Genomic DNA, 15,292 nt, shown 5'->3' on the forward strand with positions numbered 1-15,292 from the left:
CAGACATCTCGAGGTCGTGGCTTTGGGTAGTGTGACCGAGGCACGGTCGAGCCGCTTACGGTCGGAAGAACCCCGCGCCGGTTGAGTAGTCGAGAAGGATAGGCGTACATGAGCGGGCCGAATCCCCCGGATAACGACGGTTCGGATCTCGAAGGTCAAGAGCCGGCGCGCGCATATTCCGCACCCGAGTCTGAGCAGTTCAGCAGCGGCCCCTACGTGCCCGCCGACGCCTCCCTCTACGACTACGACAGCTACGAGCAGACCGAGCAAGTCGACCAGCCGCCGCCGCCGCGGTGGCCCTGGGTGGTGGGCGTGGCGGCCATCATCGCCGCCGTCGCGCTGGTCGCCTCGGTGTCGGTGCTGGTGACCCGCACCGACACCAGCAACCTGGCCACCCCGGCGCCGTCGACCACGACGACGCCGCCGGTGCAGGACGAGATCACCACGACCACGCCGCCACCGCCTCCGCCACCACCGCCGACCACGGAGCCCCCACCGCCCCCGCCGCCGCCGGAGACCGTGACGATCACCCAGGAGCCGCCGCCACCGCCGGCGCCCGCACCCGAGGAACCTCCACCGCCGCCGGCGACCAGTGAGCCGCCCCCGCCGCCGCCCCCGACGACCACGCAGGCTGGTCCGCGGCAGGTGACCTATTCGGTGACGGGCACCAAGGCCCCAGGCGACATCATCACCGTCACCTACATCGACGCCGCCGGGCGCAGCCGCACCCAGCGCAACGTCTACATCCCGTGGTCGCTGACCGTGACGCCGATCTCACAGTCCGAGGTCGGCTCGGTGCAGGCGTCGAGCCTGTTCCTGGTCAGTAGGCTCAATTGTTCGATCACCACCAGTGACGGCACCGTGCTGTCCTCCAACACCAACAACGCTGCACAGACGAGCTGCTGATGACATATGACACCGATTCGACGGGCCGCTCCCGGCTGACCGCAGGGCTGGACCCCGCCGAGCTCGATCCCATCGACCGCATCCTGCTCGGGGCGTGCGCGGCCATCTGGCTGATCGCGCTGGGCGCCGCGGTCGCCGCCACGATGGCCCTGATCGACCTGGGCCGCGGGGGAGCCGATTCCACCGGCGATTCCGGTACGCCATGGGTCCTGTACGCGATCATCGCGGTGTCGGCCTTGGTGATCGTCGGCGCCGTACCGCTGCTGTTGCGGGCCCGCCGCGAGACGCGGAGCGACGCGCCGCCCGCCGCCGACCCGCCCGCCGCCAGCGGGGCCACGACGCCCGACCGCGGAACGGAGGCGCCGACGGAGAAGCTCCAGTCGCTCAGTGCGGCCACGACAACGGATTACGCCGCGCCGCGGATGCAGCGCACATCGGCCCCGACCCCGCTGGAAGCGGCCGTCGACCGGCTCTGGCTGCGCTACGCGGCGGCGATGGGCTGCGCGATCGGCGTGGCGATGGTGGCCATCGGCGTGGCGACCTATCTGATGGCCGTCGACAACACCGTCGCCGCATGGGTGCTATATGTCCTGGCTGGCCTCGTCACCGCGGCGATGACGGCGGTTCCGTGGTACTTCCTGCGTGAGCTGAACACCGTCACCGACCGCTGACCCTTTCGCGTTCTTAACGGCCGCGAAATCTACGCCAGGGCTGTGAAATCGCGCCTGGAACAGCCCTGGGGTAGATCTCGGCGCACAGCGTGCCGGTGCTCCAAAACGAAGATCCCCAACACACTCCAAGTGTGTTGGGGACCTTCGTGATCTCGGAGGGCTAGCCGATCAGTGGTGCCCGTTGTGCCCGTCGCGCGAGCCGTCGAGCTCCTCCTGGTGCTCGCGCAACGCGGTGAGCGCCCGGCGTTCGGAGGCGTGTGCCGCCGCGGCCAGCGCTTCGTGCTCGGATATCGGGTCCGGGGACAGGAAGCTGCCGCTGCCTGGCTCGCCGGCCGAGCCGAGCTTGTTCATCCGCTTGGGCACCGCGGTGCCCTGGTACTCCAACGGAATCGGGTGACCGTGCTCGTCGACCGGGCCGAGCGGCTGGTGCAACTCGATGTAGGCACCGTGCGGCAGCCGCTTGATGATGCCGGTCTCGATGCCGTGCTCGAGCACCGCCCGGTCGCTGCGCTGCAGACCGACCGCCCACCGGTAGGTGACGTAGTAGACGATCGCCGGCAGCACCACCGTGCCGATACGGCCGATCCACGTCGTCGCGTTCAGCGAGATGTGGAACTTGAACGCGATGATGTCGTTCATCGCACACAGCGTCCACAACATGTACAGCGAGATCGCCGCCGCACCGAGCGCGGTACGCACCGGAACGTCACGCGGCCGCTGCAACAGGTTGTGGTGCGCGTCGTCGCCGGTGAGCCTTTTCTCGATGAACGGGTAGATGATCAGCAGGACGAACACCAGCCCCATGATCACCGCGACCCACACCGACGCCGGGATCGTGTAGTTGCCGATGTAGAACTCCCACGGCGGCCAGATACGGGCCAACCCTTCTGTCCACATCATGTAGAAGTCCGGTTGGCTACCCGCCGAGATCATGGACGGCTTGTAGGGCCCCAGATTCCAGACCGGGTTGATCGTCAACAAACCGCCCATCAGACCCAGGATGCCGGTGGTCATCGCGAAGAACGCACCGGACTTCACCGCGAACACCGGCATCACCCGCACCCCGACAACATTCGTCTCGGTGCGGCCGGGGCCGGGGAACTGGGTGTGCTTCTGGAACCACACCAGGGCCAGGTGCAGCCCGATCAGCGCCAGCATGATGCCCGGGATCAGCAGGATGTGCAGGGCGTACATGCGCGGGATCCAGAAACCGTCCTGCGAGCACATGTAACCCACACCGCCGCAGGGGAAGTCGCCGCCGAACAGCGCCCAGTGCAGCCAGGTGCCGATGACCGGCATGCCCAGGGTGATCGACGACATCGCGGCCCGCAGACCGATGCCCGAAAGCAGGTCGTCGGGCAGCGAGTAACCGAAGTAACCCTCGAACATCGCCAGGATCAGCAGCAGCGAGCCGATCACCCAGTTGGCTTCACGCGGGCGCCGGAACGCGCCGGTGAAGAAGATGCGGGCCAGGTGAACCATGATCGACGCGGCGAAAAGCAGTGCGGCCCAGTGGTGGACCTGCCGGACGAACAAGCCGCCGCGGACCTCGAAGCTGATGTCGAGCGTCGATTCGTAGGCCTTCGACATCTGGACGCCGCGCAGCGGTTGATAGACGCCGTTGTAGGTGACCTCGGCCATCGACGGGTCGAAGAACAGGGTCAGGTACACGCCGGTGATGATCAGGATGATGAAGCTGTACAGCGCGATCTCGCCCAGCAGGAACGACCAGTGGGTGGGGAACACCTTGTTCAGCTGACGTCGTACCGCAGCCGACGGGTGGTAGCGCGAATCGATCGCCTCGCCTTGTCCGGCCGCGACTTCGGCCATACTCGGCGGTTTCGGCAAGCTCGGACTCATTCTGTCCTCCGTTCCCAAAAGGCCGGACCAACGGGCTCGATGAAGTCACCGTTGGCGACGAGGTACCCCTCGGAGTCGATGGTGATGGGCAGCTGCGCCAACGCCCGCGCGGCCGGACCGAATATGGGTTTCGCGAAGTGCAGCGCGTCGAACTGCGACTGGTGACACGGGCACAGGATGCGGTAGGTCTGCTGTTCGTAAAGCGAAGAGGGACAACCCAAGTGCGAACAGACCTTGGTGTAGGCGAACAGGTCGCCGAAGTTGAAGCTCTCCTGGCCCTTGCGCTTGACGACCTTGGGCAGGTCCTGCGGCTTGATCCTGATCAGCATCACGGGGTTGCGCACGCCCATCGAGATCTCGGCGAGGTGGTGCGCGGACTCGACGGTGGTGCCGTCGCCGTCGGATTCGCGCCACGGGAACACGGTCTCCATGCCGCCGGCGTCGATGTCCTCGGGCCGCATCTTGATGAACGGCCCCAATCCGTCACCTCCGACGGCGCGAGCCAGATAGATGGTCTCGCCGTGGTAGCGCGGCGTCCAACCGGACGTCCACAGCACCGCTTTCTTCCCGTCGGCGGTCTGCACCACCGGTTTCCACGGGTTCTTGATCAACCCGCCGGCGAACGCCACCAGCGTGCCGAGGCCGAACGCGCCGAGCCCGACGCCCAGGGATATGCCGATCAGCTTGCGCCGCTTGACCGTTGAGCCCTCGAGCGCATCGGTGAGGTTGGCCACCACGGTCTTGCGGTGCAGTTCGGGGGAGGCGCCGTCGTGGCGCTCCTGGATCGAGATCTCCTGCGGGATGAACTTTTTCTGGTACAGCACCGCGCCGACGCCGATGGCCAGGATGGACAGGCCGAACGTCAGCCCGTACATCGGGGTGGCGAGGGTGAACATGAACTCGCCCTCGGCGCCGGTAGGTACCCACTCCCACGGCCAGAACAGGAACACCAACAGCAGGGCCAGACCCGAAAGGCCGCCCAGCATAAGCCAATACGCGACTAGGCGCTCAGAGCGCTTTTCGGCCTTGGTGTCCTTGACGGGCCAGCGGTCCTCTTTGAGAACCGTCTCGACGCCGTCGAGCTTGCCGCCGAGAGCGACCAGCTCTTCGCGTGACATCGACGCCAGCTCGGCGTCGGTGGGCTGGCCGGGCTCCCCGGCGTGGCCGGGGGCGTCGGTGCCCTTGGGCATGTTATCTGCGTCGGTCATGTGCGTGCTCCGATCCAGAGGGCCGTAGCGATGAGGGCCACCATGCCGATGATCCAGGCCGCCATGCCTTCCGGCGCCGGACCGAAACCGCCCAGCCCGTACCCGCCGTAGCTGGGCTCCTCCGCCGATCCGCGCACGTAGGCGACGAGGTCACGCTTCTCCTCAGGCGTCAGCTGGCGGTCGGAGAACTTGGGCATGTTCTGCGGACCGGTCTGCATCGCGGTGTAGATCTGCGCCGGGGTGGCGTCGCCCAGATCGGGGGCGTACTTACCCGACGACAGCGCACCGCCCTTGCCGGTGAAGTTGTGGCATGACGCGCAGTTCAGCCGGAACAGGGTGCCGCCGCGCGCCACGTTGTCGCCGATCAGCGACTCCTGGGCGACCTGGCCGTTCTCGTCGCGGGGGACCACCGGCCCGCCGCCGTTGGCCTGCACGTACGCGCCCAGCGCGTCGGTCTGCGCCTCGTCGAACAGCGGGGGCTTCTCCGGAGCCTGGGCCTCGCCGCGCATCGCGGGCATACGGCCGGTGGACACCTGGAAATACACCGACGCTTCGCCGACGCCGATCAGGCTGGGCCCGCGGTCGGGCACGCCCTGAAGGTTGACGCCATGGCAGGTGACACAAGAGGTGTCGAACAGCTGCTTGCCCGTGCGCAGCAGGGCCGACTGCGACTCGTCGGCGACGGCCACCTGAGGCTGTGGCGTGAGCGTTGCGGCGAGCCCGCCGGCGACGGCGAGTCCGAGGAGCAGCAGTACGCCCCCGGACAAGCGCCGGCGCAGCCGACGGCGCGACTTGTCGGTCATCGAACCCCTTTTCTCATCGGACATCGGCCGGGCCGATCATCGTACGAAGTAGATGGTCGCAAACAAGGCGATCCACACGATGTCGACGAAGTGCCAGTAGTAGGACACGACGATCGCCGCGGTGGCCTGCGCCGGGGTGAACTTGCTCATCCGGGTGCGGGCGAGCAGGAAGATGAAGGCGATCAAACCGCCGATCACGTGCAGCCCGTGGAAGCCGGTGGCCAGATAGAAGACCGAGCCGTAGGCACTGCTGGAGATCGTGGTGCCGTGCTGGACGAGGTGGATGTACTCATACCCCTGGCCCAGCACGAAGAACGTGCCCATCAGCAACGTGACGAAGTACCACCTGCGCAGCCCGAACACGTCGCCGCGCTCGGCGGCGAACACGCCCATCTGACATGTGAACGACGACGCGATCAGCACCAAGGTGACCGGCACCGCCTGTACCAGGTTCAGCTCGGTCGGCGGCGGTGGCCATTCACCGCCCGCCTGCGAGCGTGCCGTGAAGTACATTGCGAACAGCCCAGCAAAGAACATGAGCTCGCTGGAAAGCCACACAATGGTGCCGACACTGACCATGTTCGGCCGGTTCAGCGAATGTACTCGCGACGTGATTGCAGTCCCGGAGCTACCTACAGCACTCGTCACAGAAGCAAGTATGACGCTTTGTAGTTGTCGAACTCCACCCGGGTCGACGTATTGGGCATAATCTGGCGGTGACATCTTCCCGCGCGCAGTCGCCCGACGCCCCGACGTGGCCGCTGATCCTCGGCCGGTTGACCACTGGTCAAGCGCTCGCACCGGGTCAGGCCGGTTGGGCGATGGACCAGATCATGACCGGCGCGGCCACCCCCGCACAGATCGCCGGCTTCGGCGTGTCGATGCGGATGAAGCGCCCGACGTCGGCTGAGGTGACCGAACTGGCCGACATCATGCTCAGCCACGCGCGTCGGGTGCCCACCGATGTGATCGGCACCGCCACCGTCGACGTGGTGGGCACCGGCGGCGACGGCGCCAACACCGTCAACCTGTCCACCATGGCGTCGATTGTGGTGGCCGCGGCGGGCGTGCCGGTGGTCAAGCACGGCAACCGCGCGGCCTCATCGTTGTCCGGCGGAGCCGACACGCTCGAGGCGCTCGGGGTGCGCATCGACCTCGGACCCGACGAGGTCGCCCGCAGCGTCGCCGAGGTCGGCATCGGGTTCGCGTTCGCGCCGCAGTTCCATCCGTCGTACAAGCACGCCAGCGTGGTGCGCCGCGAGATCGGCGTGCCGACTGTGTTCAACCTGCTTGGGCCGCTGACCAATCCGGCCTCACCGCGGGCGGGGCTGATCGGCTGTGCGTGGGCCGACCTCGCCGAGGTGATGGCCGGGGTGTTCGCCACCAGGGGTGCCAGCGTGCTCGTCGTGCACGGCGACGACGGCCTCGACGAGCTGACCACCACGACGACGAGCACCATCTGGCGGGTGCAGGCCGGCACCGTGGAGCGGCTGACGTTCGATCCGGCGGCGTTCGGGTTCGCGCGCGCCGAGCTGTCCGAGTTGGTCGGCGGTGACGCGGAAACCAACGCCGCCGAGGTGCGCGCGGTGCTCGGAGGCGCCAAGGGCGCGGTGCGAGATGCCGTGGTGCTCAACGCCGCCGGGGCGATGGTGGCCCACGCCGGACTAGCCAGCGACGCCAAATGGGTGCCGGCGTGGGAGTCCGGGCTCGCCCGTGCCGCCGAGGCGATCGACTCGGGTGCGGCCGAACAGCTGCTCGCGCGTTGGGTGGGGTTCTCGCAGAAGCTCTGAGTCCTCGTCGAACCCGTTGGGCGCCAGGTTCTGTTCGGCGGCCAGCCGTGCCGACCGCGCCGTGGCGGCCCAACCGGCCCACTGTCCTGCCGCGCCGACCGGTGAGCAGTAACCGGGTTCGGCCCGCACGATGCGCACCCCCGGTCTGCCCAGCCAGCGCGCGACCAGCCCCACCTCCTCCACCAGCGCGCCGCCCAGCGGGGTAGGCGCGGCGATCACGGTCTGCGCACCCGCGCACAGCGCGTCGACCACCGGCATCGGCGGCACGCCGCGCGGCGCGGTACCCGCCGCGGCCAGCTGACCGTGGCGCAGCACCGCCAGGTGCCACCCGCCCGCGCCGTCGGGGCGGGCAGCCACCATCTCGGCGACGGCGGCCAGCGCGCGCAGCCGCTGACCGCGCCACAGCACGCCGATGGCGGCGGCCGCGGAATCGCGCAGCCGGGCGGCCGTCTCGTAGCGGTTGCGGGCGGCCAGATCGCCGATGTGGGCGACGATCTGGGCCAGGGTGCGGCTGTCGCGGCCCTCGATCAGGTCGACGGCGCGCTGCACGGCCGCCCCGTACTCGGTCGCGTCGACGCCCCGCGCGGCCGGACACGGCGACACTTCATGCTCGGGGCAGGCCTGACCGTGCAGCGCGCTGCGGCCCAGCCGCGTGGTGCACGTGCGCACGCCGGTGAACCGGGCCAGCAGCGCCGCGGTGTTGACGGCGTCGGCGCGGGCGCGAAACGGCCCCACCGCGCGGTCGTGCTTGGGGGCGCGCACCGCGGAGAACCGGGGGAACGCCTCGTCGGTGAGCACAATCCACCACCACCGGTGCGGAAACTTCGACCGTCGGTTGTAGGGCGGTGCGTGCGCGGCGAGCAGCCGAAGTTCACGCACGCCGGCTTCGAGGTCGTGGGCGCATTCGACGTGGTCCACCGCGGCGGCCAGCGACGCCATCTCTTTGATGCGGGTGCGGGAGTCGGCCCCGTTGAAGTACTGGCCGACGCGGCGACGCAGATCGACGGCGGTGCCGACGTAGAGCACTTCGGCCGCCGGACCGCGGAACAGGTAGACGCCGGGCCGGTGCGGCAGCGCGGCGGCGAGGTGACGGTTGCGCCGCTGCGCCGGGGTGACGTCAGGCAGGTAGGAGCGCAACTCGGGGTAGGTGTGCACGCCCTGGTTGCCGACGCGCTCGATGAGCCCGTGCAGAACGTCGACGGTGGCGCGGGCGTCGTCGAGCGCGCGGTGGGTCGGGGTGGTGGACGTCTGAAACAGCCGCGCCAGCGCCGAAAGTCGCACGCTGGGCGCCTCGTCACGGCTCAGCACCCGGCGCGCCAACTTGACCGTGCACAGCACAGGCGGTTTGGGCCAGGTGATGTCGGCGCGTTCGGCGGCCGCACGCAGAAAACCGATGTCGAAGCCCGCGTTGTGGGCGACCAGCACCGCACCGCGGGCGAACTCGAAGAACGCGGGCAGCACCGAGTCGATCTTCGGGGCGTCGCACACCATCGCCGTGGTGATCCCGGTCAGCGCGACGATCTGCGGCGGAATGCTGCGGCCAGGGTCGACCAGGGTGGCCAGCTCACCGAGCACCTCGCCGCCGCGGACCTTGACGGCGCCGATCTCGGTGATCGCGTCGTACCCGTCGCCGTTGGCGCGTCCACCGGTGGTTTCCAGGTCGACGACCACGAACGTGGTGTCGCGTAACGACAGGTCGGCCAGCGGATCCACATCGGCGAAGCTCAGCTGGCCCATGCGCTGAAGGTAGGCAAGGGCACCGACAGCATCCGGTTACGACCCGCCGGAGTTGTCGGTACCTGCCGATACCGTCAGCGCAACACCGACCGAGAGGAGTGTTCATGGGCACGGTGAAGATCGACTGCGACGACTGCGCGGTACGCGGCCCCGGATGTGAGGACTGCGTGGTGAGCGTCTTGCTCGGCACCCCCGAGACCCTGCTCGACGACGAACGTCGCGCACTGGAGGTCCTTGCCGACGCGGGGATGGCCCCGCGCCTTCGGTTGGTACCGATCCGTCGCCGCGGCGATCCGGGAGTGGCTTGAGCGGACACGCGGCTAGGCGGCGAACGATTGCACTTGGTGCAGCTGCTAAATTGGCGTCTTCGTTGGACAAGCCCGTTGCCGTTTCGTAACCTGTTTGAGACCTAAGAGCAGTTCGTAGCGGCTTCGTCTCGGAAGTTTGAAGGACGCAAATCTTGAGGCTCCATCGCAATCAGTTGCCCGCGCGTGTCTTTTCGCGAATGCGTAGACCGGCAGTAGGCGTGATAGCGAGCCTGGCGCTTCTCATCGGCATGCTGGCCGGCAGTGTGCAGGCCGATCCCGCCGAGGATGCGCTGGCAAAGCTTCACGAACTTTCCCGGCAGGCCGAACAGGCCACTGAAGCAATGCATTCGGCGCAGCTGGACCTGGATAACAAGCTGGCAGTGCAGCATGCGGCAGAGGCCAAGCACGCCGAGGACGCGGCGGCGCTCGAGGCGGCCCGCTCCCAGTTGGCAACCTTTCAAGCCGCGGTCAACAAGGTTGCTGCAGCGGAATACATGGGCGGCCGGACCGACGGTATGGACGCGATCCTGACCGCCGCCTCACCGCAGGGGCTCATCGACCAGTTGTCGGTGCAGCGGGTGATGGCCGCCGAGATGTCGGCCCAGATGACGAACTTCCGCGAGACCGGAGCCAAGGCCGCGCTGGCCGCACAGGCGTCGGCGAAATCGGCCGCGGACGCCAAGACCGCCGCAGAACAGGCCGCCGCGGTGCGCGCCGAGCTGCAGGCCAAGCAGAGTCAGCTGCAGGTCCAGATCGCCGTCGTCAAGGCCCAGTACGAGGCCCTGACCCCGCACCAGCGCGAGGAGCTCGCCGCGCTGCCGCCGACGCCTCCGGTGCCCGCGCCGCTGCCGCCAGGCGGCGATCCCGCGATCATCGCCGCACCGCCTGCGCCCGGTGCCATCCCGCCCGGTGATCTGGCACCCCCGACGGGTGGGCATTCCGGGACCGTCATCCAGGCCGCACTCAGCCGCATCGGCTCGCCGTACTCGTGGGGCGGGTCCGGACCCAGCGCCTTTGACTGTTCCGGGCTGGTGATGTGGGCGTTCCAGCAGGCCGGTATCTCGCTGCCGCACTCCAGCCAGGCGCTGGCCAGGGGCGGTCAGGCGGTGTCGGTGGACCAGATGCAGCCCGGCGACGTGGTCAACTACTACTCCGACGCGTCGCACTCGGCGATCTACATCGGTGACGGAATGATGGTGCACGCCTCTACGTACGGCACGCCGGTGCGAGTCGCCCCGGTGAACAATGCGCCGATCTACAACGTCCGCCGCTACTGACCGCCTGGCGGTGCACGCCAGAAGCCGAAAGACCCTGTTCGCCGTACTCCTTGCCGAACTGCTCAGCGCGCTGCTGCTGGTGGGCCGGTTCGACACCCCGTCGGGCCCCGTGTTGGCCACACCGGCCTCGGTGACCACCCCCACCACGGCGTCGAGCAGCCAGGTTCTGCGCGACGGCCGCACCGTGCAGTTGGTCGGCATGGGCGGGCAGCAGACGACGCGGCTGTTGTCGCGGATCGCCGCCGAGATGGACGACGCCGCGGCCGCGGTCACCGCGTTCTGGGGTCCGAACTGGCCGCGCGACATCGTCGTGGTGGCCGCCGGCACCGACGAGCAGTTCGCGGTGATCGGCGGCGGCGGCCCCCACACCGCGGCCACCACCACCGCCGAGCGGATCATGTTCGCTCCAGCCGCCGACACGATGAGCGACTCCGCGCTGCGAATTGTCTTGCGACATGAGCTGTTTCACTACGCGGTCCGCGCCGAGACGGCCGCCGACGCCCCGCAGTGGCTCACTGAAGGGGTCGCCGACTTCGTGGCGCGCCCGGCCGCGCCGCGTCCCGACGGCGTGGCCGCGACGTTGCCCACCGACGCCGATCTGGCAGGCCCGCAGCGCTCGGCGGCCTATGACCGCGCCTGGCTGTTCAGCCGGTTTGTGGCCGACGAGTACGGGGTCGGCAAACTTCGGGAGCTCTACCTGCGCGCCTGCGGGCACGGCCACCCCGACACCGCGACAGCGCTGCACGAGGTGCTGGGCCAGGAGCCCGACGCCATCATGGCGCAGTGGCGGCAGTGGATGTGATGGGTTGAGCCGGGTCCTGTTGGTCACCAACGACTTTCCGCCGCGCCGCGGCGGCATCCAGTCCTACCTGCAGGAGCTGGTCCACCACCTGGTCGCCACCGGTGAGCACACGCTGACCGTCTACGCACCGAAGTGGAAGGACAGCGACGCCTTCGACGAACAAGCCGCGGCGAGCGGTTACACCGTGGTGCGCCATCCGGGCACCCTGATGCTTCCAGAACCGTCGGTGATGATGCGTATGCGCCGGCTCATCGAACGCCACCGGGCCGATACGGTCTGGTTCGGTGCGGCGGCGCCGCTGGCGCTGATGGCTCCGTTGGCGCGCCAGAGCGGCGCAACACGGGTGCTGGCCAGCACCCACGGCCACGAGGTCGGCTGGTCGATGCTGCCACTGGCCCGAACGGCGTTGCGCCGCATCGGATCCGGCACCGACGTGGTGACCTACGTCAGCGACTACACCAGAAGCCGGTTCGCGTCGGCGTTCGGACCCGACGCCGCGCTCGAGCACCTGCCGCCGGGCGTGGACACCGACCGGTTCGCCCCCGATGAGGTGGCGCGCGCCGAACTGCGCGCACGTTACCGGCTGGGGGACCGCCCGGTGGTCGCGTGCGTATCGCGGTTGGTGCCGCGCAAGGGCCAGGACATGTTGATCCGGGCGTTGCCCGCGATCCGCCAGCGCGTCCACGGCGCGGCGCTGCTCATCGTCGGCGGCGGTCCGTACCGGGCGTCGCTGCGCCGGTTGGCACATAGTTTCGGCGTAGCGTCGCACGTGTTCTTCACCGACGCGGTGCCCGGTGACGAACTGCCCGCCCACCACGCGGTGGCCGACGTGTTCGCGATGCCGTGCCGTACCCGCGGCGCGGGCCTGGACGTCGAGGGGCTGGGCATCGTGTATCTGGAGGCCTCGGCGACGGGGATTCCGGTGGTGGCGGGGCGTTCTGGCGGCGCACCGGAAACCGTGCGTGACGGCGAAACCGGAGTGGTGGTCGACGGCTGGGACGTCGGCGCCATCGCGGCAGCGGTCAGCGACCTGCTCGCGAACCCCGACCGGGCGGCCCGCATGGGCGCGGCCGGCCGGCGCTGGGTGGTGGACAACTGGCAGTGGCGCACCCAGGCCGCGCGGCTGTCCGCGTTGCTCTAACCCCTCTGGTAGATCGCCTCGATGTCGGCGGCGAACTTCTCGGCCACCACCTTGCGTTTGACCTTCATCGTCGGCGTCAACTCGCCGGTGTCCTCGGTGAAATCGACCGGCAGGATGCGGAACTTGCGGATTCCCTCGGCCTTCGACACCGCCTGGTTGGCCTCCTTGACGGCCAGATCGACCTCGGCGATCAGATCGGGGTCGTCGGTCAGGTCACCCACCGTGGCGTTGGCGCCCTTGCTGTTTCGTTCCTTCCAACCCTCGATGGCCTCGGGGTCGATGGTGATCAGCGCGCCGACGAACGGCTTTCCGTCCCCGACCGCCATGGCCTGGCTGATCAGCGGATGCGCGCGCAGTTGGTCCTCGAGGATCCCCGGTGCGACGTTCTTGCCGCCGGCGGTGACGATGATCTCCTTTTTGCGGCCGATGATCGTCAGGAACCCGTCGTCGTCGATCGCGCCGAGGTCACCGGTGTGGAACCAGCCGTCGGAGAACACCTTCTGGGTCTCTTCCTCGTTGCGCCAGTAGCCCTCGAACACGACGCCACCCCGGACCAGCAGCTCCTGGTCCTCGTTGAGGCGCATGCTGTTGCCGGGCAACAGTTTTCCGACCGACCCGATCCGCAGGTCGTCGATCCGGTTCACCGTGACCGCGGCGCTGGTCTCGGTCAGGCCGTAGCCCTCGTAGATGGTCACCCCGACACCGCGGTAGAAGTGGCCGAGCCGCTCGCCCAGCGGTGCGCCACCGGAGATCGCGCCGCGGCATTCACCGCCGAGCGCCGCCCGCAGCTTGCCGTAGACCAGCCGGTCGAACACCGCGTGCTTGGCCCGCAGCAGCAGGCCCGGCCCGCCCGTGTCCTGGGCCCTGCTGTAGTCGATGGCGGTGTTGGCGGCCATCTGGAAGATGCGGCCCTTACCGTCGTTGTCGGCGTTCTGCTCGGCGGTGTTGTACACCTTCTCGAACACCCGCGGCACCGAGACCACCAGCGTCGGCTTGAACACCGCGAAGGTGGGAACCAGGTTCTTGATGTCGCTGGTGAAGCCGAGCGTGACCTTGTTGGCGAAGGCGGCCAGCGTGACCGCACGGGCCAACACGTGGGCCAGCGGCAAGAAGACCAGCAGCTTCTCGCCCTTGTCCAGCAGCGTCGGGAAGCTTTCCTTGCAGCCGCGGATCTCGTAGACCAGGTTGGAGTGGGTGAGTTGACAGCCCTTCGGCGTGCCCGTCGTGCCGGAGGTGTAGATCAGCGTCGCGGGGTCGGTGACCTTGATTCCGGCCAGCCGGTCCTCCAGTTGCCTGGCATCCAGCGACTTGCCCGCCTCGGCCAGCGCCTCCAGCGCAGGAGTACCCGACCCCTCGATGCGCAGCACCTCACGCAGCGCGGGAAGCTCGTTGACGAGGTTGTCGATCTTGTCGGCGTGCGCGTCGGTCTCGGCGAAGACCAGCACGGCGTCGGAGTTGCCCAGCACGAACTTCACCTGTTCGGCGGAGCTGGTCTCATAGATCGGCACGGTCACCGCGCCGACGGCCTGGATCGCGAAGTCGATGATGGGCCATTCGTAGCGGGTCGCCGCCAGCAACGCGACCCGGTCGCCGGGGTTCACGCCGCGCGCGATCAAACCCAATGCCGTGGAACGGATCTGTTCGGCGGCCTGCTTGCAGGTCACATCGGTCCACACACCGTCGATCAGGCGTTGGAAGATGACGTGGTCGGGATCGTCGCGCTCGTGGTCGAAGACACTTTGTACGACGTTGTCGTGCTCGTCTACGGTGAACGAAGCGGGACTGTTGAACTCACGCACGGTCCTGGCCTTTCGACGTTCGGCAACTCTGCCGTATCCAGCCTAGTCGGCCACGGCCGGCCAAGCCGGGTGCATATGTGAAGCTGGGAGGTCATGAACAGCATCCAGGTGGCAGACCAGACGTTCGTGGCCGCCGATCCGGTCGAGGTCGGACGGTCGGTCGGCGATCCCGCGAGCTGGCGGCGCTGGTGGCCCGACCTGCGGCTCACCGTGGTGGAGGACCGCGGTGAGCTGGGGCACCGGTGGAGCGTGACAGGGGCGCTCACCGGCACGATGGAGGTCTGGCTTGAGCCCGCACTCGACGGCGTCATCCTGCACTATTTCCTGCACGCCGAACCGTCGGGGGTGGCGGCGTGGCAGCTGGCCAAGATGAACCTGGCCAAGATGAACCATCAACGCCGGGTGGCGGGTAAGAACATGGCGTTCGAGGTCAAGCAGCGGCTCGAGGCCACCCGTCCGGTGGGCGTATCGCGCCTGGCCTGATAGTTCGGCCATCCCCGGGCGGGGAGGGTAAATTTTTGGCCAGCGACAAATTTCACCAGGAAAGAAGCAGTGGCGGACAAGACGGCGCAGACGATCTACATCGATGCCGACCCCTCGACGGTGATGGACGTCATCGCCGACATCGGTTCCTATCCGGACTGGGTCGCCGAGTACAAGGAAACCGAGGTCCTGGAGACCGACGAGCAGGGCAACCCCAAGACGGCCCGGCTGGTGCTCGACGCCGCCGTTCTCAAAGACACGATGGTGTTGTCCTACGAGTGGCCGCCGGACCGTCTTTCGGTGACGTGGAGCCTGGTGTCGAGCTCGCTGCTCAGATCGTTGAACGGCGCGTATCGGCTGGCCCCCAAGGGATCCGGGACAGACGTCACCTATGAACTGGCGGTCGACCTGATCATCCCGATGATCGGGCTGCTGAAGCGCAAAGCTGAACGGCGCTTGACAGACACCGCGTTGAAGGACCTGAAGAAACGAGTCGAGGCTGAGTGA

General features: G+C 68.2%; 14 protein-coding genes and 1 pseudogene. 9 read left to right on the forward strand and 6 right to left on the reverse strand.

Annotated elements, in window-relative coordinates:
- Positions 1-108 precede the first annotated feature (108 nt).
- Together ABQE93_RS17980 and ABQE93_RS17985 are read left to right on the forward strand one after the other, a co-directional pair.
- Positions 109-906 carry an MmpS family transport accessory protein gene (locus ABQE93_RS17980; RefSeq protein ID WP_448409222.1) on the forward strand — a complete coding sequence of 266 codons (798 nt, stop codon included), beginning with the start codon at positions 109-111 and terminating at the stop codon, positions 904-906.
- Positions 906-1,577, forward strand: coding sequence for a DUF2561 family protein (locus ABQE93_RS17985; RefSeq protein ID WP_448409221.1), 672 nt, complete (start codon positions 906-908; stop codon positions 1,575-1,577). The genes ABQE93_RS17980 and ABQE93_RS17985 overlap by 1 nt, the downstream gene beginning before the upstream one ends.
- Before the next feature lie 168 nt (positions 1,578-1,745).
- On the opposite strand, the gene qcrB is transcribed toward ABQE93_RS17985, so the two are convergent.
- The 4 genes from qcrB to ctaE are packed head-to-tail and all read right to left on the reverse strand — an operon-like array spanning position 1,746 to position 6,096.
- Complete coding sequence (gene qcrB / locus ABQE93_RS17990) at positions 1,746-3,437, reverse strand: cytochrome bc1 complex cytochrome b subunit (RefSeq protein ID WP_448409219.1); 1,692 nt, start codon at positions 3,435-3,437, stop codon at positions 1,746-1,748.
- Positions 3,434-4,645: a cytochrome bc1 complex Rieske iron-sulfur subunit gene (gene qcrA / locus ABQE93_RS17995; protein WP_448409217.1), complete on the reverse strand. Its 1,212-nt coding sequence runs from the start codon at positions 4,643-4,645 to the stop codon at positions 3,434-3,436. Before qcrA ends, qcrB begins: the two co-directional genes overlap by 4 nt.
- Entirely contained in the window at positions 4,642-5,448 is an 807-nt protein-coding gene (gene qcrC, locus ABQE93_RS18000) for a cytochrome bc1 complex diheme cytochrome c subunit (RefSeq protein ID WP_448409216.1), read from the reverse strand. Before qcrC ends, qcrA begins: the two co-directional genes overlap by 4 nt.
- Before the next feature lie 36 nt (positions 5,449-5,484).
- Positions 5,485-6,096 (reverse strand): aa3-type cytochrome oxidase subunit III, encoded by a 612-nt coding sequence (gene ctaE / locus ABQE93_RS18005; RefSeq protein WP_448409214.1) that lies wholly within the window; start codon positions 6,094-6,096, stop codon positions 5,485-5,487.
- Positions 6,097-6,164: 68 nt separating this feature from the next.
- Between ctaE and trpD the strand changes: the two genes are divergently transcribed.
- Positions 6,165-7,238 (forward strand): anthranilate phosphoribosyltransferase, encoded by a 1,074-nt coding sequence (trpD, locus tag ABQE93_RS18010; protein WP_448409212.1) that lies wholly within the window; start codon positions 6,165-6,167, stop codon positions 7,236-7,238.
- Here the strand turns inward: trpD and ABQE93_RS18015 are convergent.
- A pseudogene (locus ABQE93_RS18015) lies at positions 7,176-8,975 on the reverse strand (DEDD exonuclease domain-containing protein); the annotation flags it as partial. The gene trpD and the pseudogene ABQE93_RS18015 sit on opposite strands and share 63 nt — an antisense overlap.
- Positions 8,976-9,079: 104 nt before the next feature.
- Between ABQE93_RS18015 and ABQE93_RS18020 the strand changes: the two are divergent.
- The 4 genes from ABQE93_RS18020 (at position 9,080) to ABQE93_RS18035 (ending at position 12,503) form a co-directional block, all read left to right on the forward strand.
- Positions 9,080-9,283, forward strand: a complete 204-nt coding sequence (locus tag ABQE93_RS18020; RefSeq protein WP_448409210.1) for a hypothetical protein — start codon at positions 9,080-9,082, stop codon at positions 9,281-9,283.
- 197 nt (positions 9,284-9,480) lie between these two features.
- Positions 9,481-10,560, forward strand: coding sequence for a peptidoglycan hydrolase RipC (ripC, locus tag ABQE93_RS18025; protein WP_448409209.1), 1,080 nt, complete (start codon positions 9,481-9,483; stop codon positions 10,558-10,560).
- Positions 10,529-11,362 carry a peptidase gene (locus tag ABQE93_RS18030; protein WP_448409207.1) on the forward strand — a complete coding sequence of 278 codons (834 nt, stop codon included), beginning with the start codon at positions 10,529-10,531 and terminating at the stop codon, positions 11,360-11,362. The genes ripC and ABQE93_RS18030 overlap by 32 nt, the downstream gene beginning before the upstream one ends.
- A 4-nt stretch (positions 11,363-11,366) precedes the next feature.
- Positions 11,367-12,503, forward strand: a complete 1,137-nt coding sequence (locus tag ABQE93_RS18035) for a glycosyltransferase family 4 protein (protein WP_448409205.1) — start codon at positions 11,367-11,369, stop codon at positions 12,501-12,503.
- On the opposite strand, the gene ABQE93_RS18040 is transcribed toward ABQE93_RS18035, so the two are convergent.
- Entirely contained in the window at positions 12,500-14,302 is a 1,803-nt protein-coding gene (locus ABQE93_RS18040) for an AMP-dependent synthetase/ligase (RefSeq protein WP_448409203.1), read from the reverse strand. The genes ABQE93_RS18035 and ABQE93_RS18040 overlap by 4 nt on opposite strands.
- Before the next feature lie 93 nt (positions 14,303-14,395).
- Here ABQE93_RS18040 and ABQE93_RS18045 point away from each other — a divergent pair, with 93 nt between their 5' ends.
- The gene (locus ABQE93_RS18045; protein ID WP_448409202.1) at positions 14,396-14,785 is read left to right on the forward strand and encodes a polyketide cyclase / dehydrase and lipid transport; all 390 of its coding nucleotides are present in this window, start codon (positions 14,396-14,398) and stop codon (positions 14,783-14,785) included.
- 69 nt (positions 14,786-14,854) lie between these two features.
- Entirely contained in the window at positions 14,855-15,292 is a 438-nt protein-coding gene (locus tag ABQE93_RS18050) for an SRPBCC family protein (protein ID WP_448409200.1), read from the forward strand.

It is taken from the genome of Mycolicibacterium sp. XJ662 (assembly GCF_053484035.1).

Bases quoted from the DNA above. Each gene is read 5' to 3' on its own strand.
- ripC (WP_448409209.1), top strand. From the start codon at position 9,481: ATGCGTAGACCGGCAGTAGGCGTGATAGCGAGCCTGGCGCTTCTCATC.
- qcrA (WP_448409217.1), bottom strand. From the start codon at position 4,645: ATGACCGACGCAGATAACATGCCCAAGGGCACCGACGCCCCCGGCCAC.
- ABQE93_RS18045 (WP_448409202.1), top strand. From the start codon at position 14,396: ATGAACAGCATCCAGGTGGCAGACCAGACGTTCGTGGCCGCCGATCCG.
- ABQE93_RS18020 (WP_448409210.1), top strand. From the start codon at position 9,080: ATGGGCACGGTGAAGATCGACTGCGACGACTGCGCGGTACGCGGCCCC.
- qcrC (WP_448409216.1), bottom strand. From the start codon at position 5,448: ATGACCGACAAGTCGCGCCGTCGGCTGCGCCGGCGCTTGTCCGGGGGC.
- ABQE93_RS18030 (WP_448409207.1), top strand. From the start codon at position 10,529: ATGCGCCGATCTACAACGTCCGCCGCTACTGACCGCCTGGCGGTGCAC.
- ABQE93_RS17980 (WP_448409222.1), top strand. From the start codon at position 109: ATGAGCGGGCCGAATCCCCCGGATAACGACGGTTCGGATCTCGAAGGT.
- qcrB (WP_448409219.1), bottom strand. From the start codon at position 3,437: ATGAGTCCGAGCTTGCCGAAACCGCCGAGTATGGCCGAAGTCGCGGCC.
- ABQE93_RS17985 (WP_448409221.1), top strand. From the start codon at position 906: ATGACATATGACACCGATTCGACGGGCCGCTCCCGGCTGACCGCAGGG.